Origin of the sequence: Catenibacterium sp. co_0103 (genome assembly GCF_004168205.1) — a bacterium.
GTDB lineage: Bacteria > Bacillota_I > Bacilli_A > Erysipelotrichales > Coprobacillaceae > Catenibacterium > Catenibacterium mitsuoka_A.
Map to the genome: position 1 here is coordinate 1 of NZ_RCYB01000035.1, position 23,132 is coordinate 23,132.

Below are 23,132 nucleotides of genomic sequence, written 5' to 3' on the forward strand. Positions count from 1 at the left end.
ATAGTTTTGGTGGATTTGAGTTTGGTTATATATTTGTGTCCGCGCAACGAAGGCGCGGGGAAATGGAGGAAATCATGGAAACAACAGAAAAGAGCCTAAAGAATACAATTAATTATAGTAAGAACATGCTTGTACAAGAGAAAAGAAAGATTTCTATTGGTATTATGATTTTTGGCGCATTTCTATGTTTTGCTGCATTTGCGATATTAGATAAGGAAAGCAGCTGGTGCTGTATTTACTCTATTGTAGGTATTATAGTATTTGTTTATGGGTTATCAAAAGAGTTGAAGAGAAATAGATTATTAATAAGTAGTGGAGTATTTGTTGCAATATTATGTGGATTTATGTTGATGGATTATGTAGGTGTTATAACTTCTCATAGACCTCCTATCTATGTATATATGATTAAGACTTCTAATGTGACAACCTACTACAACCCATTCTATAATGTTTATAGAATCAATAAGAACACACCTAATGAGTATTATATTGTAGATAGCGCAAAGAAATATACAGAAGATACTGTTCCTACAACTGTATTTAACAAACCGTTGAGTGGCATACACAATATTAAAAAGTATAAGAATCCATATATTGGTAATAATTCCAATATAGGAAATTTATTAAATAGTCTTCCTTTGCATGAATACGGTTATGTTTTTCAAATTGATTCTAAAAATCAAGGACTCACTGTGAACTACAATGCGACAGACTGGTATCATAATGAGGATCTTTATATCAATAAGGGCCTAATCTATAATTCTGTGTCTATCTTCTCTTTAATTGATAATGTACAATCTATTCAGTATAACTTTAGTGGAAGTACCTACACTACTACTAGAAAGATGATTGAAGAGAATTATCCACATTTTGAACAAGTAAAAGAGAGTGAGAAGAACTTTAATCAGTACTTAGAGAATAAGATAAATGATGATGAATTTACAAGAAGTATATTCAATAAGATATTTGTGAAGAAGGGTTTATAAGAGGGGTTAAGCCCTCTTTTTAAATACCGTGTATTACACTAAAGTAAACAACACCATTTTCAAAAAAAGTTAGTCTTTATAATTTTTCATGTATGCTCTCATCCTCATTACAGTGAATTCCATCATATTTTACAATTTCATTCCTTCACATTTTTAATTTTCATTCCATCATATTTCCATTTTCTATTCCTCCACATTTTCTGTTTTCATTCCATCACATTTTCAAAAAATATAAAATAAAAAGCACATCTCTTGCATGAGATATGCCTAATATTAATACATAGATTTATTTATTCTTCATATGAGGGAATAAGATAACTTCACGGATAGTTTCCTGACCAGTTAATAACATAACTAATCTATCAATACCCATACCCATACCACCAGTTGGTGGAAGACCGTATTCAAGGGCTTCTACATAGTCCATATCCATTTCGTTGGCTTCATCGTTACCTAATTCTTTTTCTTTTAACTGATTTGCGAATCTTTCATACTGATCATCTGGATCATTTAATTCTGTGAATGCATTTGCATATTCGTTACCACAGATGAATAATTCGAATCTCTGAGTAAAACGAGGATCCTGTAAGTTCTTCTTTGCGAGTGGAGAGATTTCAATTGGATGACCATATACGAATGTTGGTTCTACAATTGTTTCTTCTACATACTTTTCAAAGAATGCATTGACAATATGACCATATGCAAAGTGTGGTTCTACTTCAATACCATGTTCTTCAGCAAGTTTCTTAGCTTCTTCAATAGTCTTCTGTTCCCCAAAGTCAACACCAGTCTTTTCCTTGATTGCATTAACCATAGAGATTCTCTTGAATCCAGGTGCTAATGAAATAGAATGACCTTTGTATTCTACATCATAAGTACCATTGACAGTCATTGCGGCATTCGCAATGATACCTTCTGTTAAGTCCATCATACCTTCAAGGTCAGAGAATGCTTTATATACTTCGATAGTAGTGAATTCTGGGTTATGAGTTCTGTCCATACCTTCATTTCTGAATAAACGACCGATTTCATAAACGGCATCCATACCACCTACGATTAATCTCTTAAGGTTTAATTCTGTTGCGATTCTTAAGTAGAAATCTTTATCTAATGCATTGAAATGAGTGATGAAAGGCTTTGCTGCAGCACCACCAAGAATAGAGTTCATGATTGGGGTTTCTACTTCTGTGTATCCTTTATCATCTAAATAATGCTGGATTGAACGAACAATCTTAGGTCTCATGAAGGCTACTTTACGGGCTTCATCATTCATGATTAAGTCAACATATCTTCTTCTGAAACGTTCTTCTGTATCTGTTAAACCATGGAACTTTTCTGGTAAAGGTCTTAAAGCCTTAGTAAGGTGTGTATACTTTTCTACTCTTACAGTTAATTCACCAGTATGAGTCATGAATACTTCACCATCAATACCGATAATATCACCTAAATCGCTCTTCTTAACTAATTCATAAACATCTTCACCAACAGTATCTTTCTTGATATATAACTGGATTTTTCCATCTCTATCAAGAAGGTTCATGAAGCATACTTTACCTTTTCTTCTCTTTGCAACAATACGACCCGCAATACTTACAGCTGGTTTGCTTTCTTCTAATTCTTCTGCAGTCTTATCGCTATAGTTCTTTCTAATGTCTGAAGTATAAGCAGTCACATCAAATCTCTGTCCAAATGGGTCAATTCCAAGATCTTTAAGTTCCTGTAACTTCTGTCTTCTTACTAATTCCTGATCAGTAAACTTTCTTTCTTCCATGTGTGTTCTCCTTCTTTAGAATATAAAAACTCTCATCCGCTAGGGACGAGAGTTAACCGTGGTACCACCCTTATTCATCTACATAAGTAGACCTCATTAAGCCTTAACGCGGCAACACGTTATTTTATCACGTTAGATCCAAAATACAGCTCCCAGTCTTTATTCATATCAACTTCCCCATTCCTTTACACCAGCCAGGAATTCTCTCTGCGTTCCATCGATATTACTCTTCTGTTCATAGCTTTTACTCAAGTATTATAGACAATAAATAAATATGTTGTCAAGGTCATTTTATCAGCCTTATTCAATCTAATTTGTCTATAGACGTTTTTCAAATCCACCAAGGATTTCTGAATCCTCACTAATAGTCACAAATGCCTGTGGATCAATATCATATACAATCTTCTTAAATGTTTTCACTTCATATTTATTGATTGCACAATAAAGAATATATTGATCATTTTCTGTATAAGCACCCTTACCCATCCAGTAAGTCACACCTCTACCAGTCTTTTCCATAATCACATTCTTCATATCTTTTTCTTTAGTGAAGATTAATGCTATCACATTGATGTTCTGATAATGGATATGGTCGCTAATGAAATACAATACAAATACAAAGATAATAGAATACAGTGTAGTCTGTAAATCAAAGATAAATGCACAGCAAGTTAAAATAACAGCATTCAAACTCATTGATAACTTCCCTACCGAGAATCCTGGTTTAGTCTTAGATAAGCACACACCCGCAATATCAATACCACCTGCACTACCACTACCCTTGAGGGCAAGTCCTACACCAACGCCACACATAATAGCCCCAAAGATACAGTTAGATAACATATCGGGCATGATTGGATGTGTTAAGTTAGGTAAGAAAGATAATGTGATAGTCTGTACAACAACACTCATACCTGTTTTAACACAGAATTCTCTGTTCAAGATTCTATATCCCATAATAAATAATGGAATATTAATCATGAAGTTGATGATCCCTACAATGTTCATTGATTTAGGGATTGGTAGAAGTTTTCTTACAAAAACTTCGATAATCTGTGATGTACCAATTACACCTCCAAAGTTCAAGCCATTAGGTGTTACGAACAACCAGATTCCTAAAGATAATAAAATACTTCCGGCAATGACTTCGCCATACTTTTCTAGATTTTCCCTCATAGCGTCCCTCTTTCTTCTCATATCATAGAGTATTAAAACAAATAAAAGAATGCCTTTCAAGCATTCTTTAGTAAATTCCATATTCTATAAATAGATTCGCAATAGACTCAATGATATAGAGAACAGGTACCTGTGTTGCTGAACTATAAAAGTCACCATTTTTAGTACTTGGCATATAATACGTAAGAGCTAAATCAGACATCTTTGCAGCTGTTGAAGAGGCACTATTGGTAATCACAATAATCTTAATATCATATTTTTTTAAGTCTTTGATACGATCGATGATTTCTCTTGTTTCTCCTGAAACTGTGAAGAAAAGAGCACAGTCATTTTGATCATACATCCCCCTAAAACGGCTACTGAAGTCTCCACTATACATGGTACGTTTTCCCTTACGATTAAATAAAGAAGCCGCAAACTTCGCAATCGCATCACTTAGGCCAATGCCAGAACAGATCACCTCATGACTGTTCACAATTATTTCAGCAGCTTGATGAATAAGATCATCAAACTCTTTATTGTCTACACGATTAAAATAATCGAGAATATAATTTAAAGCACGTTTGTTTTGAATAGGTTTATCTTCCTGATCCAGTTTCATTTCTGCTTTCCATTCTAAGAATCCTTCATAACCAAGTTTTTTAGCTACTCTTGTAATCATAGAAGAAGATACATGAAGATCTGTAGACAAATCTTTAAGTTTCATATGAATCACTTCATGACGATGAGAAATGATGTAGTTGTAAATATCTAATTCCAAATCACTTAATTGATTCATTTGATCTACCGTAACCATAAAATACCTCCAAAAGGTATTTTATCATACTTTATGCAAATCTCTTTTTCATTTTCTTATTCTGTTTCTTATTTTTCTTTTCAATACTCAACAACATATTCTTGTAGTCTTCTGACTTAATGTCTACAACAAGTGTATGTGAGACAATATCATGTAATGATTTCTTAGACTTTAAGACAATTACTAGTATTCCAGATAATATAGTAATAACGAGTCCTACTTTATTCCAGATAGAGGCAATATTGTATCCAGTTAATACATTGACTAACTGATGAAACATATTACTACATGTATAAATACTTCCTTCTACTAAGAAGATCATAATAACCTGTCTGATGATCAGTTGTTTCACATTCACTTCTTGATAGTTGTCATTCACAATCTTCAATCCTAATAGTTTTTTACCTACAGTCTGTCCTTTCCAGATTATAGGTAATACTACATAGTACACAAATGCAACTGAAAGTGAAAGAACACCCGCAATCACTTGATAATATCCCTTAAATATAGATAACTGCTGAGGAATATAGACAGCATCCTTATGAAGAGACATATATAACAGAATAAGAGGAAGTGATGATAAGACACTTCCTAAATACCAATCAATACCATAAGCGATTATACGTTTGATATAACCTGTTTTATTCACAGGTTCATTTCTTAATTTATTCCACATCTTATCATCTTCCTTTATTAATTTAAGTGCTGATATAAAGCACCGATTAAGTTCGCATCATTACGATATTCACAAACTACGATTTCTGGTGGCAATGTGCTTGCATAACATGAATTATAGATTTCATCAAAGTTCTTTTTGATAAGTTCTAATAGTAATGGCTGTGCACTAATACCTCCACCAATCGCCACTTTTTCACAATCAAAGATCTGATTGATGTTGTAAATCTGTACTGCAGTTTCTAAACAGAACTGATTTAATCCTTTTAAAACAGCTTCATTTCCATTATTTGCCATTTCAAAGATTTCTTCACCAGTATAGTGTTCTTCTGTTTCTAATGCTTCCTGGATATGTAATAATAATCCATTGATTCCATTACTTGCATACCAAGATGTATCACCATTAAATGGCTTATGGTAATCAGTGATGATATTAGAAAATTCACCTGCACCAAATCTACATCCACTTAATACCTTATGATCCTTAATTAAAGCACCGCCAATAGCTGTGCCAAGAATCACTACAGCGCCGTCCTGAATATCTCGAAGACTACCAAAACCTAGTTCTGCGTTAGCGGCACATTTTGCATCATTACCAATTGTGACTCTTACACCACAACGCTCAGATAGTAATTCTGCCATATTTATATCATGAATATAAACTAAAGCACCACCAGTGTAACAATAACCCTTATCAGGATCAATTCTTCCTGGCATACTCATCGCAATACCAGATACATCAGAATATGTATTATAAAGAGATTGAACGCTATTTACAAATGAATCAAGGCAATCTAAGGGAGTAGGCACCTTACCTCTTTCATATATATTCTTTTCTGCATCCATTACTGCATATTTAATAGCACTGCCGCCAACATCTAGAACTAAGTATTTTTTCATAATTTTTCTCCGTTACTTTCTATTACTTTCTTATACCAGTCAAAGGAATCCTTCTTACTTCTTGCAAGTGTTCCCTGACCTGCATTATCTTTATCTACATAAATGAAACCATAACGTTTCTTCATTTCACCCGTACCAAAGCTAACACAGTCAATACATCCCCAAACAGTATAACCTAATAAGTCTACACCATCAATATCTACTGCATTTTTCATTTCTTCGATATGCGCTTTAAGGTAATCAATACGGTACTGGTCATGTACTTTTCCATCTACCATCTGGTCCACTGCACCGAAGCCATTTTCTACAATAAATAGAGGAAGGTTATAACGGTCATACATCCAGTTTAAGCTATATCTTAAACCTTTCGCATCAATTGGCCATCCCCACTCAGTCTTTGAAATATATGGGTTATCACATAAATCTGTTTCTTCATTATAGTCAAGGTTGACATCTCCATCACCCTTAACCGCAAATGACATATAATAACTAAATCCAATATAATCTACTGTACCCTGAGGAAGAACAGCTAAGTCTTCTTCAGTAATATCTAGATTGAAGTTCTTTCTTTCAAAGAAAGACTTCATATAACCTGGATAACGTCCTCTTGCATGAACATCCATATACCAGAAACGCTTATGGTTAGCACCTACTGCCTTCAACATATCATCTGGATTACATGAGTAAGGATAAATAGGTGTCATCGCAATCATGCAGCCAATCATCATAGAAGGATCAATAGCATGTCCTTCTTTAATAGCCATCGCACTTGCAACAAGCTCATAATGTGCTGCCTGATAAACAGTACGTTCTTTGTCTTCACCTTCTTCAAATATAATACCTGAGTTAGTAAATACAGCTACGTCTGCTTCATAGTTCGCCTGGTTGTTGATTTCATTGAATGTCATCCAGTATTTAACTTTATTGTGGTATCTTTCGAAACATACTTTTGCGAATCTTACAAAGAATGTAATCATCTTTCTGTTTCTCCATCCACCATATTTTTCTACTAAATGATAAGGCATTTCAAAGTGTGATAATGTGATAACTGGCTGAATACCATTCTTTAATAGTTCATCAAACATATCATCATAGAACTTTAAACCTTCTTCATTTGGTGTTTCTTCATCTCCCATTGGGAAGATTCTTGCCCAGGAAATAGATGTTCTAAAACATTTAAATCCCATTTCTTTAAATAAAGCGATATCTTCCTTATAGTGGTGATAGAAATCAATCGCTGTATGATTTGGGTAGAACTGATCAGGTTCAATTGTTTTAGTGATTTTTCTACGAGTAGTGGCAGAACCAACTGTCATCATATCTGAGACATTTGGTCCTTTACCACCTTCATTAAATCCACCTTCTACCTGATGTGCAGCAACTGCTCCACCCCATAAGAAGTCTTTACGCATTGTTTTCTCCTGCTTCTTCTGCTTCTTTCTTGATAGCGGCTCTTGTGCTTGCTGCAACAAATGGTAAGTAAATTAAAGTACTTACGACAAAGCAAAGAATACCTATAACTAGTGCCATAATGTTGTTAGCACCTGATCCTAAGAATGGTGTTAAGAATCCTGGAGTTGTCCAAGCAACTTGATAAGCAACTGGTGGGATGATCTTAATCACACATACACAGAAATAACCAATGAGGTTACATACGATTGGTGCTAAGATGAATGGAATAACATACATTGGGTTCATAACGATTGGTAAACCGAACATGATTGGTTCGTTGATGTTGAATAGTCCTGGAACTAATGACATCTTACAAATAGAGAATTCACCCTTATTCTTTCTACCTACGATAAACATAGCGGCAATTAAACCAAGTGTAGCACCTGATCCTCCACCATTACCAAATGCATCGTTGATTGAACCCCAGTTAACTGGATAAGGTGCACCCCATGCTGAACCATGAGCTGCAACATAAGCTAAGTTTGCGTTTCCCTGTTCTGTGAAGATAACTGAACGTAATGCATTTAAAGTGTTAGGACCATGGATACCTACAATCCATAACATCTGCTGTACTAATACGAATACGATGATTGTACCCATAGAGCTTCCAAGAGATGTTAATGGAGCCTGGATAGCGTTATAAACAACAACCTGAATACCTTCAGGAGTAATCATTGAGAATAAGTAGTTTAATACACCCATGATGGCAAGTACTAACATCATTGGGATTAATAAGTTAAATGACTGTGCTACTGCAGGTGGTACCATTTCTGGCATCTTGATTCTTAACTTTTCATTTCTACCAAAACGAGTTAGTAATTCTGTAGTTAATAGACCTACTAATAATGCAACGAATAATCCCTGTGCACCAAAGTAAGTAGTTGTTAAACCAGTTCCTGCATTCTTACCTGCAAATGCCTGCGCAGCAGGATAAAGAATAAAGAAAGATGAAAGAGATGTAATACCACATAATACTTTATCTCCACCCATTTCCTGAGCTAACTGATAAGCCACTAAGAATGCGATGATGATTGATAAGATATTAGTTGTACCATTGATAACAGAACTTAAAACAGCCTGATACTGAGCTAGGTTTGGAATTAAATCACCTAAGTGAAGTAATTTTGCGATGAATCCTGTAGGATCTAATAATACATAGTTAATAAGTAAAACCATTGAACCACCCATTGTGAGTGGGAATGATAAAGTGAACGCATCACGCACGGCTGCCACATGGCGCTGACCATTGATTTTTGCAGCTAATGGTACGAAGTAGCGTTCCATAAAGCTTTGAATTGCTTCCATTTTGTTTCTCCTCTTCTTATTTCATTCGGCCGATGTTGAAAACGTTTTCGTTTTCCGCAATTGATTCTATCAGAGGATTACAAATAAAAAAAGAGCTTGAAGCCCTTCTTGAATAGTATGCATTATCTGCAAAATGTTTCACTATTGTAACGTATTGTGACACATATGCAATGTCATATTAGAAAGTATTTCAATAATACTTAATGCAGGTACCTGAGTTGTATGGGAAGAAAGTTCATTTCTTACATCATTAATATAATAGCTGATATGATAATCACTCATTTTTGCGAGTGTATTATCGTCTGATGCAGTAATTGTGATTAAAGTACTGCCTGCTGCTTTATAAGCATTGGCTTTTCTAATAAGTTCTACAGTATCTCCTGAGATAGACAACATAACGACAACTATATCAGTACCATCCATGGATACCTTCTGGTATGGATCTGTTAAGGCAGCACTAAAGAAACCATTACCAGAAAAGCGTCTTGCTGCATATTCTGCAATCTTAGCTGAATCTCCCATACCATCAAAAATAATCATATTCGCATCACCTAGTATATAAGCAACTTCTTTGAATAAATCTTGATAATAAGGAGTATTGAACTTCTTTAAACAGTCGATAGTTTCATCTAGGTCATTCACCATATAAAGAGAAACTTCTTTTTCTTCTTTCTTATAAGCATATTTTAATTCAGGAAAGCTGTCATATCCCATCTTTTTCACAAAACGCATAATAGAAGCTGTAGATGTAGGAATCTCATCTGCCAGTTCTCTTATACTCATATAAGGGAATTGAATGCTATGCTTCAATATATAGTTATATATACGCATATCTGTTGTACTAAAGCTTTTAATTTCTTTTTCATTAAACATCTAACAATTACCTCTATATACATTCTTCAAATATTTCTTAGCGACTTCTATCATTTGATTTATAAGTTCTATGGATGTAGGAGATTCATGATAATGATACTCGGGAAAATAGCGTGTGATATGTAACACAATATTCGGGTCAATAGACGCTAACCACTTTGCTTCTTTTTCCATATCTTCTAAATAATCATTAATACCAGGTACAATCAAAGAAGTGACTTCTAGATGACTTGATGAAGCTATTTGAATACTCTTCTTTACTGTTTCTAAATCACCAGAGAGTTTCTTATAGATATCTTCTCTAAATCCCTTTAAATCAATATTCCATGCATCTACTAAAGGAGATAACTCCTTTATATATTTCTCTTCTATCATTCCATTAGAGACTATAACAGTCTTTAAATCATGCTTCTTACATAATACAAAAGTATCATAAATAAACTCATAGCTGATCAGTGGTTCATTATAAGTAAACGCAATACCAATATTCCCTTCTTTTTTTAAATCTAAGGCGACTTCTACAAGTTTTTTAGGTGTTGTATGCACCTGTATAGAAGAACCTCTATCCTGCGATATGGTGTAATTCTGACAGAAAGGACATTTCATATTACAGCCATAAGAACCGACAGATAACATCTGTGTTTCAAGATAGAAATGATAGAGAGGTTTCTTTTCAATAGGATCTAAAGACAGTGATGTAATAGCACCATAGTCTTTAAGTACTATACTTCCTTCTTTATTCATTCTTTGATGACAGAATCCTGTCTGTCCTTCTTTTAATACACAATGATGAGGACATAAATCACATCTAGCCATGTCTGATCACCCTGAATCTTTCTATCTTGATCTTCTCTCCTTCATGAATACCTGCTTTATGACAAGCTATCTGAATCTGATCAGTCACTGTATCCACACCCTCTAGAGAAGGAAGGAGTAAACCTCTTTTAGAACCATGGGATACTATAATACCATAGATATGAGGATCTAGTGTACTGATATCTTCTACTGGCTCTATTTCTCCTAATACATCGACTGAAATAATGAGATTATCTAGTTCTTCTTCTGTAATAGGATCAAAACGTGGATCTTCACTACATGCACTGATCGCATTATGTACTATTTCTAAGGCAATATTATCCTGTACAGGCGTAAAGGTACCAATACAGCCTCTTAAACGCCCTTCTTCATGAATAGATACAAAGACACCAGCACGTCTTTTCATCTCTTTTGTGACTTCTGGAATGATTTCTACTTTTTCTTTTACATAATTTCTATTGTGGTTCTAGCCAGTCTGACATAGTCATCTTCATGTTCTTTGATCTTCTTAACTTCTTCCTGCATTTTCTTTTTATATTGGTTTCCTATATCACAGGTTTGATCTTCACCACATATTTCAAAACCACAAATACCATAACCTACTCCAAATGGTCCTTCATAAGAATAATAGTGTGGTTTAATCTTTTTTTGATCTAAAGCACCTGCCATGATTTGAAATGATCTGAGTCCACATTCAGCAGCTGCTTCAGTAAAAATGGGATCAAATGTTAGAAAACGCATAAAGTCACTATTCTTCCATGCTGTAATAATATCATGATCGAAGAGCGGTCCTTCTTCTTTATAACCATAAGGACCATCCTCTTTTAAACGATGAGACAAATCACCACTCGCAATTAATAAAACATTCTTATCTCCCACTGCTTCTTTAATACATTGTCCAAAGCGATAATGAGTAAGAGGAGATAAACCAGATATTCCTATTCTTACAACTTTATAGTCCTTTAGATACTTATTTAAGAAGTAAAGAGGAGTCATTGTGCCATGATCTAAATCATCATCTTTTCCTAATGTTCCTGCAAAAATATGATACTTCTTGGCAGATTGAGTGATCTTCTTTACAAGTTCTGTATCATAATCCACTTCTATTCTTACATTTCCTGCATGAAACTGACTAAAGTCTCCTGATGCATGTTTACCAGGAGATATATGAATATAATCACTATAGGCGATCGCATGAGGACTGATCACAATGACTGTTTCTATTGGAAGAGTAGATACATATTTCATAATGGATTCATAAGATTGTATTGTGTTACTAATGGTTTTCTCTTCTCCTTGACCTATTTCAGGAATAATTAGTGGAGGATGAGGGACACACATTGCATAAAGTACAGACATATAATCATCTCCTTTACTCTATTATAAAACAAAAAGAAGATGATTACTCACCTTCTAGTTCTTTCTCAAAGTCTTTTAGAATTGTTTCTAATTCTTCTAATGTATTCATCTGTGTTAAATGATTCTTGATTTTTGCTGAACCTCTTAACCCTTTGACATACCAAGGTGCCTGCCCACGCATTTGTCTAATCGCATTCTTTTCACCTTCTGTTTTTACTAAACGATGGGCATGATCAATACATAACTGGATACGTGCATGAAAGTCTGGTTCTTCTTCTAGAATACCCTCTTCTAGATATTTCACCATTCTACGAATCACAAAGGGATTACCTAAAGCACCTCTACCAACCATAACAGCATCACAGCCTGTTTCTTCCATCATTCTTTTCGCATCTTCAGGTGTTCTGACATCACCATTCCCAATAACTGGAATACTGACTGCTTCTTTTACTTTTTTAATCCATGACCAATCTGCATGACCTTCATACATCTGTGAACGTGTTCGCCCATGAATAGCCACTGCACTTGCACCTGCTTTTTCCATTAATTGTGCCATTTCTACACAGTTAATATGCTTCATGTCATAACCAATACGCATCTTAACAGTCACTGGTACATTCACTGCTTCTACGACAGCCTTCACAATATCATATGCAAGTTCTGGATACTGCATTAAATAACTGCCTGCATGAGCCTTTAATACCTTATTTACAGGACATCCCATATTAATATCAATAATATCACAATCAGAATGTTCCTCTACAAACTTGGCAGCTTTGACCATAGTCTCTACTTCACCACCAAAAATCTGCATACTCATAGGGTGTTCATCTTCACCTACTGCAAGCATATCAATTGTCTTTTGATTTCCATAACATAACGCTTTATCACTGACCATTTCAGATACTACAAGTCCTGCACCAAACTCTTTTACAAGTCTACGGTAAGCGACATTTGTGATACCTGCCATAGGAGCCATGATAATAGGATGTTTTATTTCTACGTTTCCAATTTTCAACATTTTTTAATCACCATCACAAAATATACCATATTCCTGACACAATACAAAGATAAATTATGTTTATACTATGAGTTGTGAAAGGAAGTTCCCGATCCTTTCAATAATATATATATCGTTTTCATTTCCCTTCCCTATTTTACTAATAGGACATAAGGAGCAGGCGTTCCCTTCCTGCTCCTTTTTGTATGTTTTAAATGTTTACAGTTATGTCCAATGAATGTAGAAGTCAACAATGAATCACGTGGACGTAAAAACGGCACTGATTGTATTCTTTGTTATGAATGTACAAAAGAATGTCCAGTCAAAGCACTTCATTAATGCGACACATATTTCTCCATAATATATAGATATTTCCTCTAAATTTATCTTCTATACTAGTTATTGAAAGGAGGAAACTGTCATACAATTCTAAAAAGATCAATTATTCAATTCTATTCCCTTCCATGATATATGTTAACTGATCTTTGTATAATACCAGACAGTGTAAAAAAAACGCCATTTTACTGGCGTTTTTTAAGTATTTCCTTTAATTCATCTTCACTGAACTGATAATGTGTATTACAGAACTGACATGTAATCTCACAGCCATGATCCTCATTAATCATGTCTTCTAAATCTTTTGTATGAAGTGTAGCTAAGGCTTCTCCCATCTTTTCTTTACTACAATCACATTTAAATGATAAATCCTGTGTATCTAGGATTTCAACATCCTCAAAGATCATCTTTAAGATTTCTTCTGGAGTATGTCCTTCATCTAATAACTGTGATACTGGTGGTGTATTCTTGATCTTATCTTCAATATACGCAATATCTTCTTCAGTTGCTTCTGGTAATAACTGAATAATATAACCACCTGCACTTCTTACAGTATTGTCTTCTTCTACAAGAACACCTACTGCAACAACTGATGGTACCTGTTCTGATAACATGAAGTAATAAGAGAAATCATCACCAATTTCACCAGTCTGTAATGGAGAACTAGATGTAATAGGTTCCTTTAATCCCATATCACGAGTGACCTGGATAGTCCCCTGATTACCTACACATAAGCCTACTGCAAGCTTACCTGTATCGTTGTATGTATAGTGAACTTCTGGATTAGATACAAATCCTTTGATTTTACCATCAGAATGTGTTGTACAAAGCATTGTACCGATTGGTCCACCACCGTTGATGACTACTGTCATCTTTTCTTTATTCTTATTCATAGCACCCATCATTAAAGTGACTGCCATCATACGTCCAAGTGCAGCACTTGCACAAGGCCATAAGTTATGATTCTGCTGTGCAACATTTGTAAGGTTAGTTGTTGTACAGGCAAAAACACGACAGTTCTTTGAATTAACGAGTCCACGTACTAAATAATCTTTCATTTATCTCATCTCCCTATCGCAAAATAGCTTACTAAAGGCAAAATCATACTAATGACAATAATACCTACTAATAGTCTTACCATAAATCTACGCTGCATTTTATTATCTCCTAAATGAAAATAAGCGCAAAGCGCTTATTTCATTTCATCTAGTAAATCATCTTCTGGATCAGCCTTAGGTGGTTCAGGAGTGTTATTGTTGTCATCGTTAGATTCAACATGTTCTTCTGTTCCATCATAAGTTTCTGGCATCTTACCAGTGTTATATAAAGACTGAATCTGTTCATGATTCAATGTTTCATGTTCAAGCAATGCATTCGCAATAATATCCATTTTGTCTTTATTATTGTTGATGATTTCAGTTGCCTGAGCATGTGCTGTTTCGATGATCTTACGTACCTGCTGGTCAATTTCAAATGCGATCTGACCAGAATGTGTATTACTTAATTGTGAATAGTCACGACCTAAGAATACTGCATTATCACCACTGTCATACTTAATTGGACCAAGTTCACTCATACCAAGTTCTGTAACCATCATACGAGCAATACGTGTAGCCTGTTCAATATCGTTATGAGCACCTGATGATACATCACCGAAGAAGATTTCTTCAGCCGTACGACCACCCATATAACCTGTAATAGTTGCAAGTAACTGTTTCTTAGTTGAGAAGTAAGTTTCTTCTCTAGGAGTCATCAAGTTATATCCACCTGCATCACCACGTGGTACAATTGTGACTTTCTGTACCTGGTTGGCATCTTCTAATGTCAAACCAATAATCGCATGTCCAGTTTCATGATAAGCAACAAGTTTTCTTTCATGTTCAGTATATTTTCTAGACTTCTTAGCTGGACCGCCAATAACTCTGTCAATCGCTTCATCGACATCACTTAATGTGATCATCTGATGACCGCTTCTTACTGCAAGTAATGCTGCTTCATTTAATACGTTCGCAAGTTCTGCACCTGAGAATCCCGGAGTACGCTGAGCGATGTTATCAAAATCAACATCTGGCGCAAAATGTTTATTTCTTGCATGAACCTTCAAGATCTGAGATCTTGCACGCTTATCAGGGTTAGATACTCTGATCTGTCTATCAAAACGTCCTGGACGTAATAATGCAGGGTCAAGAACATCTGCACGGTTAGTAGCTGCAAGGATAATAACACCTTCGTTACCTTCAAAACCATCCATTTCTACAAGTAACTGGTTTAATGTCTGTTCACGTTCATCGTGTCCACCACCAACACCAGTACCTCTCTGACGACCTACAGCATCAATTTCATCAATAAAGATGATACAAGGCGCATTTTCTTTTGCCTTCTTAAACATATCTCTTACACGGCCAGCACCAACACCAACGAACATTTCTACGAATTCTGAACCAGAAATAGAATAGAATGGAACGTTTGCTTCACCTGCAACAGCACGTGCTAATAATGTTTTACCTGTACCTGGAGGACCTACTAATAGAACACCTCTAGGAATTTTAGCACCCATTTCAGTAAACTTCTTAGGGTTCTTTAAGAATGCAACAAGTTCTGTTAATTCTTCTTTTTCTTCATCTGCACCTGCAACATCTGTAAAACGAGTCTTAGAATTTCTTTCTAGCTTAGCGCGAGAATTTCCAAATTCAAAGGCTTTATTGTTGCCTCCTGCAGCACCATTGAAATTCTTGAATACCCAGAACATACCACCAAACAATATTACATATGGAAGGATGGAACCTAGTATATTCCAGATCATGTTATCACTTTCTGAATCAGTGACCTTAATCTTGACATTCTTGTCTTCAAGAACCTGTGTTAATGAATCTAATTCTTTGTCTGTCTTAGGAACGATAGTTGTAAAGTTCACTTTATCGCCCTTAGAGTTCTTCTTGTAGCTACCTTCGACCTTGGTTACAAAACTATTAGGTGTAATAGTCACGTTATTTATCTTTTTATCTTTTACTACTGTCATGAATTGTGAATAAGTCAATTCTTTACTACCGCCATTATTCAATAAGAATGGGAATAATGAACTCAACAATAATAATACGATGACCCAAGGAAGAATAGCTTTAAATAATGTTTTGTTATTCTTCTTCATCATAAACTCCTTACTGGTAACATTCTTCTTTTAAGACACCAATATATGGTAGGTTTCTAAATCTCTGATCAAAATCAAGACCATAACCAACCACGAATAATTCTGGTACAGGGAAACCAACATACTTAGCCTGTACAGGATACTTTCTTGCTTCCTGTTTATCAAGCATAGTAACGATTTCACAAGATGCTGTACCACGATCTTTCAACATATGTGTAACAGTATCCAATGTTTTACCTGTATCAAGGATGTCTTCTACGATTAATACATCCATACCTTTGACATCGATATCAACGTCTTTCTTAATATGAATAGTTCCAGATTCAGTTCCTTTATAACTGCTGACTGACATATAATCAAAATATACATCGCCCTCAATATATTTAGAAAGTTCTGCTAGGAATGGAATAGATCCCTTTAAAAGACCAATAAGAAGAATCTTCTTACCTTCATAATCTTTTGAGATCTGTGCGCCTAATTCTTTACAGCGTTCAGAAATCTGTTCCTGTGTAAATAATATTTCTTTCATGTCCTTATGCATTGAACCGTACCTCCTAGTATAGTCGTTGTTATTTTATCACAAACAAATCTGGATTGATAGACAAATACTCCTTGTTTTTCGCAATTCCCGGGACCAAAAGAATATTTCCACGGCAATCTAATACAACTGGCCAATAACGTCGTAATGGTAAGGGAATTTTCGCATTAATAAAGAGTCTAGAAACCTTTTTAGTGCCCCCTGCTGTTTCCATACGATCGCCTGGTCTCATATTACGAATAGTGAGTGGAAAGTCTTCATCCTTGACAGGGATACCATCATTCGTTTCTCCTTGTGTTCGAATCTTGAAATAAGGACAATCAAAGTTCTGTCTATGATCTATTCTATACGTATAATCTACTTGTTTTATAGATTTACGAATGTATACATTATTATATTCTTTTATGAACTCCTCATTAACACCAATTGGCATTTGAATATTAGGTTTAGAGGATTGAATCTGATGGATGATTTCATCAATGAGATGATGAGAAATCTTCGATACTTCTATATGTTTCTTTAATAAAGCATAGAGTACATCAGGAAGAAGTTCTTTTGGAACTAATGTATAATCCAGTGGTTCAGTGAGGTATTTGTCTACTTCTTGTTTTTTTATTGCCTGTTTCTTATTGTATTCTTCACCCTTTTTCAAGAGTTCTTCTTTTTGTGAGTCTGTATATTGATTTAAGATTGTATTACGGATACGGTCTCTTGTGAACTCTGTCTGGAAATTAGTATAGTCATCATGAAACAAAATATGATGATCATCACAATAATCACGTAGATCTTGTTTAGTCACATGAAGTAATGGTCTAATAATAGTCATACCTAAGCGATGAGAGACTTCCTGGATCCCTAAATAATCAGGATGAGAGTCACGTTCCAAGTGCATATAAATAGTTTCAATCACATCATCCTTTTGATGTCCTAGGCATAATGCATCACATTGTTCCATTTTATATACTTCCTGATAAAAAGCATAACGCATATCTCTTGCAACGCTTTGAAAATTTCCTCTCACATAATCATCCGGTGTAAATTCCTTATAATAAAAAGGAATAGAATGTGCTATACAATAGTCATGTACTACTTTGTAGTCCTCTTCTGTATCATCTCGAAGATTATAATTTACATGAGCGACACAGATTGAATATTCATGCATCATATCAAGAAGTGCCATAGAATCAGGACCACCTGATACACCTAGGAGATATTTCTTTTTTTTGTCTAATAATGATGTATTCAGCATGTTTTCTCCTTTAGAAAAAAGTACCGTGATGGTACTTTTTAATTAATATATGATCTAGACATTTTAGAATGATTGAGTTTATATAAGACATAGATTGTCTGAATAAGACTCAATACTTCAGTAACTAATAATACAATACCTTCAGCCATAGTCAAACCAATAGCCATATCGATAGGATGTACAATAATAAATACGCCTAATGCAACACATAATACAGCACATAAGAAGATCCAGAACCAGTTGAATTCAATAATCTGCTGTAACTGAAATGAGAGCTGTAAGTTTAATAAGCCTTTGATCACAATCCATAAGCCAATTATCATTGTGAGTGCACTAATGAATGCATCAGCATTGAATGCAACAAAAACGCCTGCTAGTAATGCGAGAATACCTTCTAATAAATCATTAGAAAAGATACGCATATCATGAGTTAATGCAAAGTAAGTCACAAGATGAATGAGACCATCCACAAATAATGCACCTGAAATCACATAAACTACAATATTCAACATTGTCTTTGGGAAAACAATCAACAATACTGAAGCAACAATCATAATCACTGATGTGATGATAGATGCTTTACTATACTTCTTAATATATTCTTTAATCATAGTTCCACCTCGTATCTGTTATTGTAGCACAAAATATATGTTTTGTAAGTTACCGAGGTCAAAAATATATCCTTCATCCCCATAGAAGAAAGATTCATCAAACTTCTTAAAACCAATCTTCTTTAAGAGATGTCTTGATTTTTCATTCTGTTTATAGATATAGGCAATACATTTGAAGAAACCATGTTCTTCATGCATATAGCTTAAGAGTCCGAGTACCGCTTCAGTGCCAAAACCATTATTCCAGAAAACATCATCTAACGTATAACCAATAGAGAATGTATGAGGTGCCATGATTTCTATATGTAAATCACCAATAAGATGCTGGCTCCCTTTGATTGTAATACCAAACTGCATAGACACTTTTTTGTGCTCTATTACAGTATCTCTACACTTCTTGATGAGTTTCACCGCATCTCTTTTTGTATATCTATTCCAGGATTGATACTGAGACACAGTCTTTTTACTGCGATATTCTACAAGACGATCAATATCATTTTCATCAAGTGTTCTAATTGTAAGACGTTCAGTTTCAAATATTTTCATAGTTATGATAAATGAACAACATTCTATCCTTTCCATTGATATCCTTGATGACTTCAAATGTATCATCTGGAAAATAGAGAGGAACAAGATGTTTCATTCTTTCTCCTTGATTATATCCAATTTCAAATGCAAGAATCGCTTTCTCCTTTAATATTGAAGGAGCTTGTTTAAATATATTTTCATAACATGCATAACCATGATCATCCGCAAATAATGCAAGATGTGGTTCATGATCCACTACTCGAGGATCCAATACTTCATCATAATCAATATAAGGTGGATTAGAGACAAGAATATCTACGTGAATATCTTTATCTATAAGAGGCTGTAATAAGTCCCCTTCTAAGAATGTGACAGAAGCTTCATGCTTCTTCGCATTATGAGATGCTGTTTTAAGAGCTTCTTTAGAGATATCTACTGCATATAGATCTGCCTTAGATTCACAAGCTAATGTGACTGCAATAGCGCCTGAGCCTGTACCTATATCTGCCACAACCATTCCTGGTTTTATATAAGATAAAACCTTTTCTACAAGTTCTTCTGTTTCATAACGAGGAATCAAAACACTTGGATTGACATCAAACTCTCTACCATAAAAATATTCTTTTCCAATAATATACTGATAAGGTTCACCCTTTAAATATCTATCCAAATAATCCTTATATTGCACAAGAAGAGCCTCTTCAACAGGCTCTTCCCTCTTCAACAATAGTTGATAATAAGCATCTCCTGTGAGATCTTCATAGAGTCTTTCAGGGATATTTGTATGTGGATCATCAATTAAATCATGCGCATATTTAAGTAATTCACCTAATAGCACTTATTCTTCTTCTCCTAGAAGTTTTAATCTCTGATCTTCATTGATTAATGCATCAATGATTGGTTCTAATTTACCTTCCATAATACGATCTAACTGCTGAATAGTTAAACCAATACGATGGTCAGTGACACGGTTCTGAGGATAGTTATATGTTCTGATCTTTTCAGCACGGTCACCTGAACCAATCTTATTACGACGTTCGTTTCCTAGTTTTTCTTCTTCTTCTCTTAATTTAGCTTCATAAAGTCTTGTACGTAATGACTGCATAGCCTTAGCACGGTTATCATGCTGTGAACGGCCATCCTGGCTTGTTGCCACAATTCCTGTTGGAATATGTGTAATACGTACGGCAGAGTCAGTCTTATTGATATGCTGTCCTCCAGCACCAGATGAACGGTAAGTATCAACTCTTAAATCCTTTGGATCAATATCGATATCTACTTCTTCTGCTTCTGGCATTACTAATACTGTAGCAGTTGATGTATGAACACGTCCCTGTGTTTCAGTCTTAGGCACACGCTGTACACGATGTGAACCAGATTCAAACTTCATCTTAGAATATACACCAGTACCCTTGATAATAAATGATACAAGTGAATATCCTCCTGCTTCTGAAGGCTGAGCATCTTCAATTTCAATCTTCCATCCCTGTGATTCAGCATACTTAGAATACATTCTAAATAAGTCACCTGCGAAGATATTTCCTTCATCTCCTCCGGCTGCACCACGGATTTCCATGACTACGTTCTTTTCATCATTTGGATCCTTAGGAATTAATTCAATCTGGATATCATGTTCCATGATTGGCTGTTTCTTTTCTAATTCTTCTAATTCAATCTTAGCCATTTCTTTGATTTCAGGATCATTTTCATTTAATAATTCCTTGGCTTCTTCGATACCATCTAATAAAGCCTTGTATTCTTCATATAAGTTATAAGCCTTTTCTAAAGAAGCCTGTTCTTTAGAAGCCTGTGTCATCTTCTGAATATCATTCGCGATAGATGGATCCATAAGAATCTGTGTTAATTCTTCATATCTTTTTTCTACTGTCTGTAGTCTTTCTAATAGTGTATTCATCTTCTATCCTTTCTTTTAATAATATTGATTTCATCTAATAAATTTGTTAATTGTTCCAAATCGTACCCATTATAATATATTCAATTATTTTTCGCAATTAATTGAAGACGCTTTCTATTTCTTATATACTTGAATATATAAATTGGAGGTTTGTAAAAATGATAAAAGCAGTTATTTTTGATATGGACGGTTTGATGATTGATTCTGAAAGAGTGACTTTTGAATGTTATCAGGAAATCTTAAAACCAATGAATTTGACAATGGATGAAACATTCTATAAAACTTTATTAGGGAAACCTATCAAAGGAATCTATGAAAGATTTTACGATACTTATGGTAAGGACTTTCCTATTGATGATGTCATTAAAGATGTACATGTTTTAATGGCAAAACGTTTTGAAACAGAAGGTGTACCAATTAAGAAAGGTTTATTAGTGCTTCTTAATTATTTAAAAGAAAATGGTTATAAGACTATTGTCGCTACTTCTTCTAATCGTGATCGTGTCGATACTATTCTTGCACAGGCTCATATTACACAATATTTTGATGACTCAATTTGTGGTGATGAAGTAACTCATGGTAAACCACATCCAGAAGTCTTCTTAAAGTCTTGTGAAAAACTTGGTGTAAAGACTGATGAAGCATTTGTATTAGAAGATAGTGAAGCAGGTATTCAGGCCGCTTCTTCAGCTGGTATTAAAGTAATCTGTATTCCTGATATGAAATATCCTACAGAAGAATATGCAAATAAGACATATAAAATATTAGATTCTCTTGATGAAGTCATTAATGAATTAAACTAACAAAAAGAGTCGGAATGATGACCGACTCTTTTTAATGGGATTAAGGGAAAATTTTTTATGGCTTTTCTTTTCTACAACTGTATAATACAGGGAGTATATGAAATCTATGTGAACTTTTTGGAGGTTTTATTAAATGTATAATCAATATCGTGAAGGTTGGCTAGAAGTGATCTGTGGATGTATGTTTGCGGGTAAAACAGAAGAATTAATTCGTCGTATCAATGTATTGTCTTATGCAAGAAAAAATATTCTTGTGTTTAAGCCAAAGATTGATGATCGTTATTCTACAACTGAAATTGCTTCACATGCAGGAAGTAAAGTACCTTGTATTGTCATCAGTGAAGCAAAGGAAATACTTAATCATGTGAATTATGATACAGATGTTGTAGCGATTGATGAAGTACAGTTTTTTGATGAGGATGTTGTTGATATCTGTGAATATCTTGCAGATAGTGGATTACGTGTAATGGTTGCTGGTTTAGATAAAGATTTCCGTGGTGAACCATTTGGTGTCTTACCCGATTTATTAACACGTGCTGAGTTCGTGACTAAGCTAACTGCAGTATGTGCAAAATGTGGTGCACCAGCCACTAGAACACAGCGTATTATTAATGGTAAACCTGCTTCTTTTAATGATCCTATTGTCTTAGTAGGTGCTAAGGAAGCCTATGAACCACGTTGTCGTCATTGTCATGAAATAGTGGAAAAACCTATTAAATTTGAGAATCAGAAAAAAATACAATTCAGACCAAGAAAATAAGAGGCTGTAACGGGTAAATAACTCATTATAGTTTCATAAAAAGCAAAAGACGGACCGAGGTCCGTCTTTTGTGGTATATTTAGTTTGCAATGATACACCAACAAGATTATACGGCATATCAGACATATGCGCTAC

At 34.6% G+C, this 23,132-nt stretch carries 24 protein-coding genes and 1 other annotated feature; of the genes, 4 read left to right on the top strand and 20 right to left on the bottom strand.

Features of this window, described 5'->3' with window-relative positions:
- Positions 1-986 (top strand): DUF4825 domain-containing protein (locus tag EAI80_RS07230; RefSeq protein ID WP_129981508.1); only part of this gene is annotated, 986 nt, incomplete at its 5' end.
- A gap of 286 nt (positions 987-1,272) precedes the next feature.
- Here EAI80_RS07230 and lysS read toward each other — a convergent pair.
- The 12 genes from lysS to dusB form a co-directional block, all read right to left on the bottom strand.
- The gene (gene lysS / locus EAI80_RS07235; protein WP_129981509.1) at positions 1,273-2,757 is read right to left on the bottom strand and encodes a lysine--tRNA ligase; all 1,485 of its coding nucleotides are present in this window, start codon (positions 2,755-2,757) and stop codon (positions 1,273-1,275) included.
- A gap of 38 nt (positions 2,758-2,795) precedes the next feature.
- Positions 2,796-3,005, bottom strand: a binding site (T-box leader).
- Positions 3,006-3,075: 70 nt separating this feature from the next.
- Positions 3,076-3,933 (bottom strand): YitT family protein, encoded by an 858-nt coding sequence (locus tag EAI80_RS07240; RefSeq protein ID WP_129981510.1) that lies wholly within the window; start codon positions 3,931-3,933, stop codon positions 3,076-3,078.
- A gap of 67 nt (positions 3,934-4,000) precedes the next feature.
- Positions 4,001-4,729 (bottom strand): MurR/RpiR family transcriptional regulator, encoded by a 729-nt coding sequence (locus tag EAI80_RS07245; RefSeq protein ID WP_129981511.1) that lies wholly within the window; start codon positions 4,727-4,729, stop codon positions 4,001-4,003.
- Positions 4,730-4,760: 31 nt separating this feature from the next.
- Positions 4,761-5,405, bottom strand: coding sequence for an RDD family protein (locus EAI80_RS07250; protein WP_129981512.1), 645 nt, complete (start codon positions 5,403-5,405; stop codon positions 4,761-4,763).
- Between the two features lie 17 nt (positions 5,406-5,422).
- Positions 5,423-6,304 (bottom strand): ROK family protein, encoded by an 882-nt coding sequence (locus EAI80_RS07255; protein WP_129981513.1) that lies wholly within the window; start codon positions 6,302-6,304, stop codon positions 5,423-5,425.
- Positions 6,301-7,716 (bottom strand): 6-phospho-beta-glucosidase, encoded by a 1,416-nt coding sequence (locus EAI80_RS07260; RefSeq protein WP_129981514.1) that lies wholly within the window; start codon positions 7,714-7,716, stop codon positions 6,301-6,303. The genes EAI80_RS07255 and EAI80_RS07260 overlap by 4 nt, the downstream gene beginning before the upstream one ends.
- Positions 7,709-9,061 carry a PTS transporter subunit EIIC gene (locus EAI80_RS07265; RefSeq protein WP_129981515.1) on the bottom strand — a complete coding sequence of 451 codons (1,353 nt, stop codon included), beginning with the start codon at positions 9,059-9,061 and terminating at the stop codon, positions 7,709-7,711. The genes EAI80_RS07260 and EAI80_RS07265 overlap by 8 nt, the downstream gene beginning before the upstream one ends.
- 141 nt (positions 9,062-9,202) lie before the next feature.
- Positions 9,203-9,934 carry a MurR/RpiR family transcriptional regulator gene (locus tag EAI80_RS07270; RefSeq protein ID WP_129981516.1) on the bottom strand — a complete coding sequence of 244 codons (732 nt, stop codon included), beginning with the start codon at positions 9,932-9,934 and terminating at the stop codon, positions 9,203-9,205.
- Positions 9,935-10,750, bottom strand: a complete 816-nt coding sequence (gene amrS, locus EAI80_RS07275; RefSeq protein ID WP_129981517.1) for an AmmeMemoRadiSam system radical SAM enzyme — start codon at positions 10,748-10,750, stop codon at positions 9,935-9,937.
- Complete coding sequence (gene amrA / locus EAI80_RS13620; protein WP_202976619.1) at positions 10,743-11,156, bottom strand: AmmeMemoRadiSam system protein A; 414 nt, start codon at positions 11,154-11,156, stop codon at positions 10,743-10,745. The genes amrS and amrA overlap by 8 nt, the downstream gene beginning before the upstream one ends.
- Before the next feature lie 38 nt (positions 11,157-11,194).
- Positions 11,195-12,109 carry a class III extradiol dioxygenase subunit B-like domain-containing protein gene (locus EAI80_RS13625; protein WP_202976617.1) on the bottom strand — a complete coding sequence of 305 codons (915 nt, stop codon included), beginning with the start codon at positions 12,107-12,109 and terminating at the stop codon, positions 11,195-11,197.
- Positions 12,110-12,152: 43 nt separating this feature from the next.
- The gene (gene dusB, locus EAI80_RS07285; protein ID WP_129981518.1) at positions 12,153-13,130 is read right to left on the bottom strand and encodes a tRNA dihydrouridine synthase DusB; all 978 of its coding nucleotides are present in this window, start codon (positions 13,128-13,130) and stop codon (positions 12,153-12,155) included.
- 171 nt (positions 13,131-13,301) lie between these two features.
- Between dusB and EAI80_RS07290 the strand changes: the two genes are divergently transcribed.
- Entirely contained in the window at positions 13,302-13,448 is a 147-nt protein-coding gene (locus EAI80_RS07290) for a 4Fe-4S dicluster domain-containing protein (RefSeq protein WP_255452557.1), read from the top strand.
- A gap of 182 nt (positions 13,449-13,630) precedes the next feature.
- Here EAI80_RS07290 and hslO read toward each other — a convergent pair whose 3' ends face one another.
- The 8 genes from hslO to prfA form a co-directional block, all read right to left on the bottom strand.
- Positions 13,631-14,503 carry an Hsp33 family molecular chaperone HslO gene (hslO, locus tag EAI80_RS07295; RefSeq protein ID WP_129981519.1) on the bottom strand — a complete coding sequence of 291 codons (873 nt, stop codon included), beginning with the start codon at positions 14,501-14,503 and terminating at the stop codon, positions 13,631-13,633.
- Positions 14,504-14,637: 134 nt separating this feature from the next.
- Entirely contained in the window at positions 14,638-16,596 is a 1,959-nt protein-coding gene (gene ftsH, locus EAI80_RS07300) for an ATP-dependent zinc metalloprotease FtsH (RefSeq protein WP_192924019.1), read from the bottom strand.
- Positions 16,597-16,603: 7 nt separating this feature from the next.
- Positions 16,604-17,134: a hypoxanthine phosphoribosyltransferase gene (gene hpt / locus EAI80_RS07305; protein WP_022425752.1), complete on the bottom strand. Its 531-nt coding sequence runs from the start codon at positions 17,132-17,134 to the stop codon at positions 16,604-16,606.
- Between the two features lie 28 nt (positions 17,135-17,162).
- Positions 17,163-18,380, bottom strand: coding sequence for a tRNA lysidine(34) synthetase TilS (tilS, locus tag EAI80_RS07310; RefSeq protein WP_238634497.1), 1,218 nt, complete (start codon positions 18,378-18,380; stop codon positions 17,163-17,165).
- Between the two features lie 38 nt (positions 18,381-18,418).
- Positions 18,419-18,991: a DUF308 domain-containing protein gene (locus tag EAI80_RS07315; RefSeq protein ID WP_129981521.1), complete on the bottom strand. Its 573-nt coding sequence runs from the start codon at positions 18,989-18,991 to the stop codon at positions 18,419-18,421.
- Positions 18,992-19,009: 18 nt separating this feature from the next.
- Positions 19,010-19,537, bottom strand: a complete 528-nt coding sequence (locus EAI80_RS07320) for a GNAT family N-acetyltransferase (RefSeq protein WP_161220299.1) — start codon at positions 19,535-19,537, stop codon at positions 19,010-19,012.
- Entirely contained in the window at positions 19,524-20,357 is an 834-nt protein-coding gene (gene prmC, locus EAI80_RS07325) for a peptide chain release factor N(5)-glutamine methyltransferase (protein ID WP_129981523.1), read from the bottom strand. Before prmC ends, EAI80_RS07320 begins: the two co-directional genes overlap by 14 nt.
- Positions 20,358-21,434 (bottom strand): peptide chain release factor 1, encoded by a 1,077-nt coding sequence (prfA, locus tag EAI80_RS07330; RefSeq protein WP_129981524.1) that lies wholly within the window; start codon positions 21,432-21,434, stop codon positions 20,358-20,360.
- 158 nt (positions 21,435-21,592) lie between these two features.
- Here prfA and EAI80_RS07335 point away from each other — a divergent pair, with 158 nt between their 5' ends.
- Positions 21,593-22,237 (top strand): HAD family phosphatase, encoded by a 645-nt coding sequence (locus tag EAI80_RS07335; RefSeq protein ID WP_129981525.1) that lies wholly within the window; start codon positions 21,593-21,595, stop codon positions 22,235-22,237.
- Between the two features lie 133 nt (positions 22,238-22,370).
- A complete protein-coding gene (locus EAI80_RS07340) occupies positions 22,371-22,997 on the top strand; it encodes a thymidine kinase (RefSeq protein WP_129981526.1) in 627 nt (208 codons plus the stop codon).
- The last annotated feature ends 135 nt before the right edge of the window (positions 22,998-23,132 follow it).